The sequence below is a fragment of the Massilia rhizosphaerae genome (assembly GCF_016093545.1).
GTDB lineage: Bacteria > Pseudomonadota > Gammaproteobacteria > Burkholderiales > Burkholderiaceae_D > Telluria > Telluria rhizosphaerae.
The window spans coordinates 322875-335603 of the sequence record NZ_JADKYX010000004.1 but is presented as its reverse complement, the minus strand read 5'-3'; the positions used below and the strand labels follow the sequence as shown (position 1 = coordinate 335603).

At 64.4% G+C, this 12729-nt stretch carries 15 protein-coding genes; 2 read left to right on the top strand and 13 right to left on the bottom strand.

Annotated elements, in window-relative coordinates; all coding sequences use genetic code 11:
- Nucleotides 1–275 precede the first annotated feature (275 nt).
- The 7 genes from ISF28_RS09240 to rpsF all read right to left on the bottom strand — a co-directional run bounded on the left by ISF28_RS09240 (nucleotide 276) and on the right by rpsF (nucleotide 5071).
- The gene (locus tag ISF28_RS09240; protein WP_198116864.1) at nucleotides 276–1286 is read right to left on the bottom strand and encodes an inorganic phosphate transporter; all 1011 of its coding nucleotides are present in this window, start codon (nucleotides 1284–1286) and stop codon (nucleotides 276–278) included.
- Between the two features lie 22 nt (nucleotides 1287–1308).
- Nucleotides 1309–1935 carry a DUF47 domain-containing protein gene (locus ISF28_RS09235; RefSeq protein WP_056440441.1) on the bottom strand — a complete coding sequence of 209 codons (627 nt, stop codon included), beginning with the start codon at nucleotides 1933–1935 and terminating at the stop codon, nucleotides 1309–1311.
- Between the two features lie 97 nt (nucleotides 1936–2032).
- Nucleotides 2033–3418 (bottom strand): replicative DNA helicase, encoded by a 1386-nt coding sequence (locus ISF28_RS09230; RefSeq protein WP_198116863.1) that lies wholly within the window; start codon nucleotides 3416–3418, stop codon nucleotides 2033–2035.
- A gap of 110 nt (nucleotides 3419–3528) precedes the next feature.
- Complete coding sequence (rplI, locus tag ISF28_RS09225; RefSeq protein WP_198116862.1) at nucleotides 3529–3981, bottom strand: 50S ribosomal protein L9; 453 nt, start codon at nucleotides 3979–3981, stop codon at nucleotides 3529–3531.
- Nucleotides 3982–4026: 45 nt separating this feature from the next.
- The gene (gene rpsR, locus ISF28_RS09220) at nucleotides 4027–4317 is read right to left on the bottom strand and encodes a 30S ribosomal protein S18 (RefSeq protein WP_020656854.1); all 291 of its coding nucleotides are present in this window, start codon (nucleotides 4315–4317) and stop codon (nucleotides 4027–4029) included.
- A gap of 42 nt (nucleotides 4318–4359) precedes the next feature.
- Entirely contained in the window at nucleotides 4360–4650 is a 291-nt protein-coding gene (gene priB / locus ISF28_RS09215) for a primosomal replication protein N (RefSeq protein WP_198116861.1), read from the bottom strand.
- Between the two features lie 37 nt (nucleotides 4651–4687).
- Nucleotides 4688–5071 carry a 30S ribosomal protein S6 gene (gene rpsF, locus ISF28_RS09210; protein ID WP_036232978.1) on the bottom strand — a complete coding sequence of 128 codons (384 nt, stop codon included), beginning with the start codon at nucleotides 5069–5071 and terminating at the stop codon, nucleotides 4688–4690.
- Nucleotides 5072–5291: 220 nt separating this feature from the next.
- On the opposite strand from rpsF, the gene lexA reads away from it, so the two are divergent.
- Nucleotides 5292–5948 carry a transcriptional repressor LexA gene (lexA, locus tag ISF28_RS09205; protein ID WP_198116860.1) on the top strand — a complete coding sequence of 219 codons (657 nt, stop codon included), beginning with the start codon at nucleotides 5292–5294 and terminating at the stop codon, nucleotides 5946–5948.
- Between the two features lie 64 nt (nucleotides 5949–6012).
- Here the strand turns inward: lexA and ISF28_RS09200 are convergent, their stop codons facing one another.
- Nucleotides 6013–6648, bottom strand: a complete 636-nt coding sequence (locus ISF28_RS09200) for a class I SAM-dependent rRNA methyltransferase (protein ID WP_198116859.1) — start codon at nucleotides 6646–6648, stop codon at nucleotides 6013–6015.
- Nucleotides 6649–6804: 156 nt separating this feature from the next.
- Here ISF28_RS09200 and ISF28_RS09195 point away from each other — a divergent pair, with 156 nt between their 5' ends.
- Complete coding sequence (locus tag ISF28_RS09195; protein WP_198116858.1) at nucleotides 6805–7509, top strand: hypothetical protein; 705 nt, start codon at nucleotides 6805–6807, stop codon at nucleotides 7507–7509.
- A 21-nt stretch (nucleotides 7510–7530) separates the two neighbouring features.
- Here ISF28_RS09195 and ISF28_RS09190 read toward each other — a convergent pair whose 3' ends face one another.
- The 5 genes from ISF28_RS09190 to ISF28_RS09170 form a co-directional block, all read right to left on the bottom strand.
- The gene (locus ISF28_RS09190; protein WP_198116857.1) at nucleotides 7531–8316 is read right to left on the bottom strand and encodes a tetratricopeptide repeat protein; all 786 of its coding nucleotides are present in this window, start codon (nucleotides 8314–8316) and stop codon (nucleotides 7531–7533) included.
- Nucleotides 8317–8442: 126 nt separating this feature from the next.
- Nucleotides 8443–9684 carry a cystathionine gamma-synthase family protein gene (locus tag ISF28_RS09185; RefSeq protein WP_198116856.1) on the bottom strand — a complete coding sequence of 414 codons (1242 nt, stop codon included), beginning with the start codon at nucleotides 9682–9684 and terminating at the stop codon, nucleotides 8443–8445.
- Between the two features lie 31 nt (nucleotides 9685–9715).
- Nucleotides 9716–11239: an amidophosphoribosyltransferase gene (purF, locus tag ISF28_RS09180; RefSeq protein ID WP_198116855.1), complete on the bottom strand. Its 1524-nt coding sequence runs from the start codon at nucleotides 11237–11239 to the stop codon at nucleotides 9716–9718.
- 36 nt (nucleotides 11240–11275) lie between these two features.
- Nucleotides 11276–11764 carry a CvpA family protein gene (locus ISF28_RS09175; protein ID WP_198116854.1) on the bottom strand — a complete coding sequence of 163 codons (489 nt, stop codon included), beginning with the start codon at nucleotides 11762–11764 and terminating at the stop codon, nucleotides 11276–11278.
- 19 nt (nucleotides 11765–11783) lie between these two features.
- A complete protein-coding gene (locus tag ISF28_RS09170; RefSeq protein WP_198116853.1) occupies nucleotides 11784–12725 on the bottom strand; it encodes an SPOR domain-containing protein in 942 nt (313 codons plus the stop codon).
- Between the last annotated feature and the right edge of the window lie 4 nt (nucleotides 12726–12729).

Sequence of the window (12729 nt, the reverse complement as noted above, 5' to 3'; positions counted from 1 at the left end):
CAAACGCTAAATTCGGGGTCAGTAAATTCGGGGTCAGAGCATAAATTCGGGGTCAGAGCACTTTTTGTGGATATGGCTCAGCGGTAACTTTCGACGAGTTCGCGCTCACGAACCAACGAAAACGTACGCCGGCGGAAGAACCTGTCGCGGATGCGCATCTTTTGAAAATGTGTCCTGACCCCGAATTCTCGAGAAAATATGCTCTGACCCCGAATTAACCCCGAAATAAAAAAAGCAGGGCCGCAGCCCTGCTTGCTTGTTGGCGCGGTGCGCGCTTACAGGATGTGCGTCCCCAGCCACCACGCGATCGCGGCCATGAAGGCCGATGCGGGAATGGTGAAAATCCAGGCCCACACGATGTTGCCGGCCACGCCCCAGCGCACGGCCGACGCCTTCTGCGCCGAGCCGACGCCGACGATGGCGCCCGTGATCGTGTGCGTCGTCGACACCGGCACGCCGATGCTGCTCGCGATGAACAGCGTGATGGCGCCGCCCGCTTCCGCGCAGAAGCCGCCGACCGGCTTGAGCTTGGTGATCTTCTGGCCCATCGTGCGCACGATGCGCCAACCGCCGAACAGCGTGCCCATGCTCATCGCGGTGTAGCAGCCGATCACGACCCACAGCGGCGGCGCGGCGGCGTCCTTGGCGACGCTGCCGGCCGCGATCAGGAGCATCCAGATGACGCCGATGGTCTTCTGGGCGTCGTTGCCGCCGTGGCCCAGGCTGTACGACGCGGCCGACAGCAGTTGCAGGCGGCGGAACCACGTGTCGACCTTGCGCGGCGGCGTCTTCACGAAGATCCAGGACACGGCCAGCATCACGATCGAGCCGAGAATGAAGCCCAGCAGCGGCGACAGCAGGATCCATTCGACGGTCTTGATCAGGCCGTCGCCCTTCAGCGCGCCGGTGCCGCCCTTGGCGACGGCGGCGCCGACCAGGCCGCCGATCAGCGCGTGTGACGACGACGACGGGATGCCGTAGTACCAGGTGATGACGTTCCAGATGATGGCCCCGACGAGCGCGCCGAACACGACGTAGTGGTCGACGAGGGCCGGGTCGACGGTCCCCTTGCCCACCGTGGAGGCGACGTGCAGGCCCACGGTGAAGATGGCGACGAAGTTGAACAGCGCGGACATCGCGACCGCGGTTTGCGGACGCAGCACCCCGGTCGACACCACCGTCGCGATCGCGTTGGCGGCATCGTGGAAGCCGTTCATGAAGTCGAAGATCAGCGCTAAAAAGACGAGCAGGCCCAGCACATAAATGCTGATGTGAATAGAATTCATATTGTTCTTGTCGTCCCGGTCGTTACGCGTTCTCGACGATGATGCCTTCGATGATGTTGGCAACGTCTTCGCAGCGGTCGGTGACGGTTTCGAGAATCTCGTAGATCGCCTTCATCTTGATCAGGTTGCGCACGTCCGGTTCGTCGCGGAACAGCTTGGACATGGCGGCGCGCATCACGTGGTCGGCGTCCGATTCCAGGCGGTCGATCTCTTCGCAGATGGCGACCATCTTCTGGGCATTGTCCATGTTGTGCAGCATGCCGACGGCCTGCTGGACCTTTTCGCAGCAGGCCAGGCACAGCTCGGCCAGGCGCTTCGCTTCCGGCGTGACGGCGTGCAGGTCGTACAGCGAGATGGTCTGGGCGGCGTCCTCCATCATGTCGAGGATGTCGTCCATGCGGGTGATCAGCTTGTGGATGTCGTCGCGGTCCAGCGGCGTGATGAACGTCTTGTGCAGCAGGTCGACGCACGCGTAGGTGACCTTGTCCGCCTGTTTTTCGATGCTCTCCACGGCGTGCGTGCGGTTTTCCAGGTCGTCGAAGTTGGTCATCAGGCCGACCATCTCTTGTGCACCCTTCACGCACAACGCGGCGTGCTGGTTGAACAGGTCGAAAAATTTGCCCTCCGTGGGCATCAGGCGTCCAAACATAGGTTCTCCGTTGGGTTTTCTCTTGGGACTTCTTGGAAAATCGCAGCGCCCGTCCCACGAGGTGGCCGGGCGCCGCGATCCTTGACAGCTATCGGCTTTAATCGCCTTGGTAGATACCGAGGTTGCCGCTGTAATTACCGAACTTGGTGTACATGCCCATCCAGGTCAGTCGAATGGCGCCGATCGGGCCATTACGCTGTTTGCCGATGATGATTTCGGCCGTACCTTTATCGGGCGAGTCCGGGTTGTAAACTTCATCACGATACAGGAAGATGATGACGTCCGCATCCTGCTCGATAGCGCCCGATTCGCGCAGGTCGGACATCACGGGGCGCTTGTTCGGGCGTTGTTCCAGCGAGCGGTTCAGCTGGGACAACGCGATCACGGGGCACCCCAGCTCCTTCGCCAGGCCCTTCAGGCTACGCGAGATCTCCGAGATCTCGGACGCCCGGTTGTCGCCCGGCTTGGAACCCTGCATCAGCTGCAGGTAGTCGACGATGATCAGCCCCAGCTTGCCGCACTGGCGCGCCAGGCGGCGGGCCCGCGCGCGCATCTCGATCGGGTTCAGCGCCGGCGTCTCGTCGATGAAAATCTGCGCATCGTTCATCTTCTGGATCGCATGCGTCAGGCGCGGCCAGTCCTCGTCCAGCAGCTTGCCGGTACGCAGGCGGTGCTGGTCGAGCTGGCCGATGGAGCCGAGCATACGCATCGCCAGCTGCACGCCGCCCATCTCCATCGAGAAGATCGCGACCGGCAGGCCAGCATCGACGGCGACGCTCTCGCCGATGTTGACGGAGAACGCCGTCTTGCCCATCGAAGGACGGCCGGCGACGATGACGAGGTCGCCCGGCTGCAGGCCGGACGTCATCTTGTCGAGGTCGACGAAGCCCGTCGGGACGCCGGTGATCTCGCCCTGGTTGTCGCGGCTGTACAGCTCGTCGACACGCTCGACCACCTGGGTCAGCAGCGGTTGCACGGGCAGCCAGCCCTGGGCGCCGCGGGCGCCCTGCTCCGCGATCGCGAAGATGCGCGATTCGGCCTCGTCGAGAATCTGCTTGACCTCGGCGCCTTGCGGATTGAAGGCCTTGCCGGACACTTCGTCGGCGACGGTGATGAGTTGGCGCAGCACGCCACGATCGCGGACGATCTCGGCATAACGGCGGATGTTGGCGGCGGATGGCGTATTCTGCGCCATCGCGTTGAGGTACTGCAGGCCGCCGACGTCCTCGGCCTTGCCGAGCTGGACGAGCGCCTCGTACACGGTGATCACGTCGGCAGGCTTGCCAGCATTGATCAGGCGGACCATCTGTTCGAAGATGATCCGGTGGTCGTAGCGGTAAAAATCCTCCGCATGCATGAAGTCGGCGATACGGTCCCACGCCGCGTTGTCGCGCAGCAGGCCGCCGATGACGGACTGTTCTGCTTCGATGGAATGCGGGGGGATGCGGAGCGACTCGATCTGCGGGTCTGCTGAGGTGTTCATGGCCGGCATTATACCCGTTCCCGATCCGGCACTGAAATCATTGGTGAGTTTCCAAAAACAAAAAAGCCGGGGGATCCCCGGCTTTTCTCATTCTGACAACAGAATGTGTCTTAGGCAGCTTCGCCCACGACAGCGATGGTGATTTCCACCACGACGTCGGTGTGCAGAGCGACCGACACCGGGTGCTCGCCGGTGGTTTTCAGCGGGCCGGTCGGCATGCGCACTTGCGCCTTCTCGACGGCGAAACCTTGCTTGGACAGGGCTTCGGCGATGTCGAAGTTGGTCACGGAACCGAACAGACGGCCGTCGACGCCGGCTTTCTGCGCGATGGTGACGGTCATGCCGCTCAGCTTTTCGCCTTGGCCTTGTGCAGCGGCCAGTTTCTCGGCAGCTACTTTTTCCAGTTCGGCGCGCTTGACTTCGAATTCGGCCACGGCAGCTTGCGTTGCACGACGAGCCATTTTTTGCGGGATCAGGAAGTTACGTGCGTAACCGTCCTTGACCTTGACGACGTCGCCCAGGTTGCCGACGTTGACGACTTTTTCCAGAAGGATAACTTGCATTTTTTTCTCCAGTAATCTGACTATGCTTGATGTCGCGACCGACTATTAAGCGTTGTGCAGGTCGGTGTACGGCAGCAGAGCCAGGTAACGGGCGCGCTTGATGGCGGTGTCCACTTGACGCTGGTAGTGCGCCTTGGTGCCGGTCAGGCGAGCCGGCATGATCTTGCCGTTTTCCTGGACGAAATCCTTCAGGGTGTCGACGTCTTTGTAGTCAACCTGTTCCACGCCTGCGGCGGTGAAGCGGCAGAATTTCTTGCGCTTGAACAGCGGGTTCTGCTGTTTGCGCTTCTCTTTGAGCTTAGCTTTGTTTTTGTCGAACTTTTTACCGAATGCCATTTTGAGGCTCCTGTATCTATCTAAAAACGTGCCCGCATTTTCTTATGCGGCACTGAAATCAATGATGTGAAACACCAAGCTCTTGCTGTGACGGCTTTTCCTGGCCAGGAATCCCGTGAAGCGGTACATCGCGCCCAACTCGGCGGTGGCAAACCGTCCCGAAATCTCGCCCGCGGCAACCGCGGCAATCTCGAATTCGACCTGCCTGTCCATCCTCGCTTCCGTCTGCGTCGATCCGTGTTGCAGGACGCCGCCCACGATGGGGATGCCGGCCGGGGTGTAGCGCAAGGTGTCGCGTTCCGTGATGCTTGCGACCAGCGACAGCTCGTTCACTTAGCAGTATCAACTAAGCTCGGTGCTCCCGCGAGATTTAGGCGGCAGCGGCCGGAGCGGCGGCCTGCTCGGCGCGGTGGCTCTTGGCTGCGTCTTCGCGCTGGACCGACTTCATCATCGGCGACGGTGCGGTTTCTGCCTTCTTCATCTTCACGGTCAGGTGACGCAGCACGGCATCATTGAATTTGAATGCGGTTTCCAGCTCGACCAGGGTCTCGTTGTCGCACTCGATGTTCATGCAGATGTAGTGTGCCTTCGGCAGCTTCTGGATCTGGTAAGCCATTTGACGACGGCCCCAATCTTCGACGCGGTGGATGTTGCCGCCGCGCGAGGTGACCGTGGTCTTGTAGCGTTCGATCATCGCCGGGACCTGTTCGCTCTGGTCCGGGTGGACGATAAACACGATTTCATAATGACGCATGAAACACTCCTTAAGGACGTTTAAACAAATGCCCACCTCGGCGTCAAGACGAGTGTGGGAAGGGAAAGCCCGACATTATAACAGCAAAAACGTCAAGCGCGCCATCTTTGCTGCGGCGCAAAAGATTGGGGCCGCGGCGCAAAAAAAACCTGGAATCCCCTTGCGCGCGGCGCAATACTGTACAAAAATACAGTCTGATCCCGTACCAACCAAGACAAACATGCTAAAGCTCACCGCACGGCAAGAACAGATCCTCAACCTGATCAAGGAAGCCATCGACAACACGGGCTTCCCGCCGACCCGCGCCGAAATCGCCCAGGAGCTTGGCTTCCGCTCGGCCAACGCGGCCGAGGAACACCTGCAAGCCCTGGCCCGCAAGGGCGCGATCGAAATTTCACCTGGCACCTCGCGCGGTATCCGCCTCGTCGGCCAGGCGGCCGAATCCAAGGCGGCCGCCGTGCCGGCCTTCGTGCCGCCGATCCCGCCGAACCTGATGTCGCTGCCGCTCGTCGGCCGCGTGGCCGCCGGCTCGCCCATCCTGGCCCAGGAGCACGTCGAAGCGACCTACTCCGTCGACCCGACGATGTTCTCCAGCAAGCCCGACTTCCTGCTGAAAGTCAAAGGCTGGTCGATGCGCGACGCCGGCATCTGCGACGGCGATTTCCTGGCCGTCAAGAAGATCGACAGCGCGAAGAACGGCCAGATCGTCGTCGCCCGCATCGGCGACGAAGTGACGGTCAAGCGCTACCGCAAGACCGGCTCCACGATCGAGCTGCTGCCGGAGAACCCGGACTTTTCCGTCATCACCGTCGACCCGAGCTCGGACGAGTTCGCGCTGGAAGGTCTCGCGGTCGGGCTGATGCGGTCCTGGCACTGATCGTTCGCCGCATGGCGCTGCACGCCGGCCCGCGCAATGCGGGCCTTGTCGTTTCATCTTCCGCTCAGCGCGGATAGATAAAACCCGTGCGGATATCGGTCGGCAGCAAGCGGCCGCCATCGCGCACCATCAGGCGCTGCGGCGGCGCGTCGCCGGCCAGGGCACGCCAGATGACGGGCAGCCCCTCGCCTTTCCGCAATAGTTCGTCGCTGCGTTCAAATACATTGGGGCAACCCGTCGCCGCGCGCAGCGCCTGCACGATGGTCACCTTCCACGCGTCGACGCCGGCCGCATTGAACTGGCACACCAGGTAACCGCCGGTGCCGCCATAGCTGTGCACCAGGAGCCCCGGCAAGCCGTCTTTTTCGCCATCGATCACCAGGACCAGGGCTTGCGGATCGGCGCCGCGCACGGCAACGGCACGCCGCGCGACCGCGGCCTGCACGCGACGCTTGAGCATGGCGTGATCGACCGGCTCGTCCTCGCGCAGGGTCCAGACCCGGGCCGCGATCTGCGACTTCGCGTTATATGCCGCGCGCGCCAGAAACTGACGCGCCGACGATTGCACGACCGCCGTGGCCCCGGCCTTGCTGCGCTCCTGGGGCCGCCCCTCGACCCGGTCGATGGCTGACAGATAAATCCAGGGATCGCCGGACAGCAGGCTTTTTTCCTTGCCCTGTTTGATGGTGATGATGAGCATATGCAGGCTTCGTTTTCGGAAGCCGGATGATACAGCAAGGCTTCGCTTCCTCACGGATCCGACCGGCGAAAGCAAGTTTTGGTGAGAAAGCAACGATGCTTTTTAGGTATGATCCCGGTGCGCCGGCTTGCGGTGCCGTGACCGTAAAGGAGCCCTGTGCCGTACCACCCCAGGATCAAGCTGCCCGGCGCGCCGTCGACGACAGCGGACTTCATGCGCCCGCAGGCAAGGCTTGCGCTTGCCGTGTTCGTCTCCGCGGCGGCGCACCTGCTGTGGTTGGCCCTGCTCAAAGCGCCGCCCGTTCCCCGGCACCCGTCCCGGAGTCGCTATACCGCGCCACTCCGGCTGACGCTCGTTCCGGCCAAGACGCGCGTCGCGCCGCCCAGCGCTTCCACAGCGCCCGCACCCAGCGCGGCGCCGCCCGCGCGCCGGCCCGCGCGCAAGCCAGTTGCGCAAGCGCCGCAGCCGTCGCGTCCCGACGCACCGGCGCTCCCCGCCGCACCGCAGCCCACACCGCAGCCCGCACCGGCGCCGGCCACACCGGCGGACGCGCCGCCTCCAACTCGCGCGGACATCCTGGCGGCCGCCACCCGCGATGCGGCCGTGATTGCCCGCGAACTGAACCATGCGCCCGGCGCGCCGCAACGCTTCCGCCCGCGCATGCAGGAAGAACTCGACCGCCGGTTCGACGCCGCCCACGCGGCGGGCGGCCGCTTGTTCCAGTCGGCGCACATCGACGATATCACGACGGCCGCGGACGGCAATACGCGCGTGTACCGCATCGTCACACCGTTGGGCTCGTTCTGCCGCACCTATCCGGCCGACGGCAGCGCGCCCATGAACACGACATGCCCGCGCTAGCTCACCGCCCCGGCTGCCACATCACTTGTCGTCGGGATCGCGCGGCGGCGCGTTCTTGACCATCTCGTTGTGCTCCTTGACGTAGGCCTCGGTCCCCGCACGCCACGCGTCGAAATCCGCAATGACCATCCGGCCGGCGATCTTCGTATCTTCGGCCAGGCGTTCGGCCACTTCTTTCAAGTGCGCGGTCGCCTTGTCCGACTCATCCTTCGTGAACAGCTTGGTGATGTCGTCCGGGATGCGCTTGGTCAGCGGCAGCGACGCGTTCAGGTGTTTCACCCAGCGGTTGTGGCATGCCTCCCACGCCTTCATCTTGCCGCCGTAATAATCGATTTCCTCGTTGACCTTGGACATGGTCGGGAAACGCGGCGACGGGCAGCGGTATTCGTCCGTCCGCACGTCGGAGCCGTCGTATTTCGAGATCCAGTAGTCGAGGTCGGCGCGGCGCGCCTCGCGCTGTTTCATCAGTGCCAGCGACGCGATGGCGACGGCATTGCCCTTGGCTGCCGCCTTCTGGAACCATTGCGCGGCCTGGTCCATGTCGATGCTGCCGGCCTCGCCGTAGAAATACATCTCGCCCAAGTGCTGCTGGGCCATGACGTTGCCGGCGTTCGCCAGCTTCGTGTATTTCTGCAGGGCTTCCGGATACGACTTCTTGGCGAACAGCGCATCCGCCTCGGCGAGCTCGGCGGACGATCCGCCGGCGGCCGGCTTCGCGGCGGCCTTGGCGGAGGATTTGGCGACAGGCGTCGCGGCCAGCGCGGCACCACCGCACAGCAGTGCGGCGCAAAACAGGACAGTCTTCATGGGCGTGCGATTCTACGTAGTCTACGTATGGAGGGATGGCAACACGACGATCATAACCGCAGCGCGCCGCGTACTCAACCGGAAGGGCAACCCGCCCTTCCGGCTTTACGCCGCTTTACGACAGCGTCAAGGGTTCAGCGCGCCGCCGAAATCGGCCAGCAGGTCGGCCGTGTCCTCGATGCCGGCCGATACGCGGATCAGCGATTCCGCGATGCCCATGCTGGCGCGGCGCGCCGGGCCCATCTCGAAGAAGATCGTGTGCGCGACCGGGATGACAAGCGTGCGCGTGTCTCCCAGGTTGCTGGCGGGGATGCCGACCTTCAGGCGGTTCAGGTAATCGAAGCAGTCGATGCCCTCTTTCAGCTCGAAGCTGAACAGCGAACCGTACGCGCGGAACTGTTCGGATGCCAGCTGGTGCTGCGGATGCGATGCGAGGCCCGGGTAATGGACGGCCGCGACGCGGTCATCGGCTTCCAGCATGCGCGCCAGCGCCAGCGCGTTCGCGCAGGTGCGGTCCATGCGCAGCGCCAGCGTTTCCGCGCCGACCGCGATGTGGTGCGCAGCCTCCGGCGCCAGCGACGCGCCGAAGTCGCGCAGCGATTTCGCGCGCAGCTGGGCCATGCCCTGCGCGGCCGGCGGCTGGCGGCGGAAGTTGTCGGCGATGTTCGGGTAGGTGGTCCAGTCGAACAGGCCGGTGTCCGTCAGCGCGCCGCCCAGCGCCATGCCGTGGCCGCCGATCGACTTGGTCAGCGCGTTCACGACGAGGCCCGCGCCGACCGTCTTCGGGCGGAACAGGTAGGGCGTCGTCATCGTGTTGTCGACGACGTACAGGATGCCGCGCGCGCGGCACAACTCGCCGATACGGGCCAGGTCGGCGATCTGCGTGCGCGGATTGGCGATCGTCTCGACGAACACCATGCGCGTGTTCGGCTTCAATGCCGCTTCGACGTTGGCGACGTCGGTCGCGTCGACGAACGACACCTCCGTGCCCTGCGCGGCCACCGTGTTCCACAGGCTGTTGGTATTCCCGAACAGGAACGAGGACGACACGACGTGGTCGCCCGCGCGCAGCAGCGCCTGCGCGAGCGCGCCGATCGCGGCCATGCCGGTGGCGAAGCACAGCGAGGCGACGCCGTCTTCCATCTTGCTGATCTTGTCTTCCAGCGCGGAGACGGTCGGGTTGCCCTGGCGGCCGTAGCGGAAGCCCGGTTCCTTGCCCTGGAAGACGGAGGCCAGCTGGCGCGCGTCCGAGTAGCCGAAGGCGACCGACGTGTGGATCGGCTTGTGCAGCGAGTTGTGCTCGATCGGCTTGCGCCGATCGTTGTGCAGGATGGTGGTGGTGAAGCCGTAGTTGGGTTTGTCGCTCATGGTCTTTTGGGATGATGGGCCGTGATACGAATTATTCGGCGGCGACGGGCGGATTCAAGTTCAACTGCGTGCGCACGAGGTCTTCCGACGACTTGCCCGACGATTTATGACGCACGCTCTCGAGCTGGTCGAGATACGCCGGCGTGACGTCGCCCGTGATGTAGACGCCGTCGAAGCACGACGCTTCCACGCTCGTCAGCGCGGGGTTGACGTCCGAGATCGATTTCTTCAGCGCGTCCAGGTCCTGGTAGACGAGACGGTCAGCCGTGATCTCGCGGCACACTTCCTCGACCGTGCGGCCGTGGGCGATCAGTTCGTCGCGCGTGGGCATGTCGATGCCGTACACGTTCGGGTACAGCACCGGCGGCGCGGCCGACGCGAAGAACACCTTGCGGGCGCCCGATTCGCGCGCCATCTGCACGATCTCGCGGCTCGTCGTGCCGCGCACGATGGAGTCGTCGACGAGCAGCACGTTCTTGTCCTTGAACTCGGACGGGATCGCGTTCAGCTTCTGGCGCACCGACTTCCTGCGCATCGCCTGGCCCGGCATGATGAACGTGCGGCCGACGTAGCGGTTCTTGATGAAGCCTTCGCGGTATTCCACGCCCAGCTTCAGCGCGAGCTGGATGGCGGCCGGACGCGACGAATCGGGGATCGGCATCACGACGTCGATCTCTTCGACCGGGATCTCCTTGCGGATCTTCTCGGCCAGGTATTCGCCCATGCGCAGGCGCGTGGCGTACACGGAGGCGCCGTCGATCACGGAGTCCGGACGCGCCAGGTACACGTATTCGAACGCGCACGGATTCAGCGTCGGGTTCTCGGCGCACTGGCGCGTATGCAGCTGGCGGTCGGCGTCGACCCAGACGGCTTCGCCCGGGGCGATGTCGCGCATGAAGCGGAAGCCCAGGCCTTCCAGCGCGACGGATTCGCTGGCGAGCAGGTATTCGGGGCCGTTCTCCGTGTCGTTGATGCCGATGCACAGCGGACGGATGCCGAACGGGTCGCGGAACGCCAGCAGGCCATGGCCGGCGATCTGGGCGATGACGGCGTAGGCGCCGCGCACGCGGCGGTGCACCTGCGCGACGGCCTTGAACACGGCGTCCGGCTCGAGAGAGTAGCCGTCGGCCGCCTGGGCGATCTCGTGGGCCAGCACGTTCAGCAGCACTTCCGAGTCGGAGTTCGTGTTGACGTGGCGGCGGTCGTTGCGAAACAGTTCTTCCTTGAGCTGTTCCTGGTTCGTCAGGTTGCCGTTGTGCGCCAGGGTGATGCCGAACGGGGCGTTCACGTAGAACGGCTGCGCTTCTTCTTCGCTGGACGAGCCGGCGGTCGGATAGCGGCAGTGGCCGATGCCGGAATTGCCTTGCAGCGAACGCATGTTGCGCGTGCGGAAAACGTCACGCACGAGGCCGTTGGCCTTGTACATCGAGAACATGCTGCTGTGATTGGTTGCAATCCCCGCCGCATCCTGGCCGCGGTGCTGCAGCAGCAGCAATGCGTCATACAACAGCTGGTTGACGGGGGCTTGCGAAACGACGCCGACGATGCCACACATGGTGTGCTCCTAAACTTGGACAGCTAAACAAAGAAACTAGAACTGCACATGCCGCGCGAAGGCCGCGGGCAGGAAAGGTTTGACCGTGCGCGCGCCCGTTTCCGCCATGGGCGAGAGCAGCGCGTCTTTCCAGAAATCCTGTTGGGGAATGGAAGTCATCCCACACAATATGACGCCGGCCAGCACGATCACAATGCCCCGGCCCAGACCGAACAGGCCGCCGAGGCCGCGGTCGGCCAGGGTCAGGCCGGAGGCCTCGATCAGTGCGCCGATCGCGAGGGCCAGGAGACCCATCAGCACGCGCACGCCGAGGAACAATGCAATGAAGGCAACGATCAGCCGCAAGGCTTCGCCCGGAATCACGGATGGTAGCATGGGCGCCAGCTTCGCGCCGAAGGCGTTGGCCACGATGAAGGCCGCCACCCAGCCGGCAAGCGACAGGATTTCCTTGACCAGGCCGCGCATGGTGCTGATGACGACCGAGGAGACCAGGATGAACAACACCACGTAGTCGAAGATCGTCACGGCGCGGCTTCTGCAGTCATCAAATCGGGGTCATGGCGCCGGACATGCCCAGGCGGCCCAGTTTGGCGCGGACTTTCTCGGCCTCTTCCTTGCTCATGGGGCCGACCCGTACGCGGATCAATTCGCCGGCCGGCGTGCTCGTCTTTTGCGTGTACGACGAGATGCCCGCTTCGCGCAGCTTGGCCTGGACCTCGGCCGCCTTTTCCTGGCTCGACAGCGCGGCCACTTGCAGCACGTAGCGCTGCGACGCGGACTCGGCCGGTTTTTCCTTCGCGGCCGGCTTGCCTTCCAGGATGGCCAGCGCGCGCGCCGCGTCGTCGCGCGGCTTCACGGGCTTCTCGGCCGGATGCGGCTCGGGCTTCGGCTCCTTGTGCTCGGCCTTCGGCACGTCCTTGTGCTCCGGCTTCGGCGTGTCCTTGTGTTCCGGCTTGACGGGCTCGGGCTTGTGCTCGACCTTGGGTTCCGGTTTCGGCTCGGGCTTGGGCGCTTCCGCCTTCGGCGCGGCCACGGGCTCGGGCTCGGGCTTCGCGGCGGCGACGGGCGCCTTCGCTGCCGGCGCGGGCGGCGGCGCGTCGATCACTTCCTCGCCCTTGTCGACGCTGTCGGCGGCCGCCACGGCCTTGTCCGCGGCCGGCACCGGCAACGGCGCCGCCTTGTCCTTGGCGGGGATCTGGATCGCGATGTCGCCGGCGGCAGGCTTGGGTTCGGAATCGAGCAGCATCGGCAGGCCGACGGCGGCGGCCAGCGCCAGCGCGATGGCGCCGACGAGGCGGCGCCGGGCGCGCTTCTTTTCGGGGAGCATGGGGTCGTTGCCGGGGCGGCGCGTCGCAGCACCGCCGGCGTTGCTCGCGCGTTTGGCGCGGGCGCGTTCGCCGATCGCGGCGTCGTCGTCCTTGCTGTAGAAGCGGCCACTGTCCTCGGCGAGGCGGTCCTGCTTGCTTTTACGGGAGAACAAGCCCATGCGG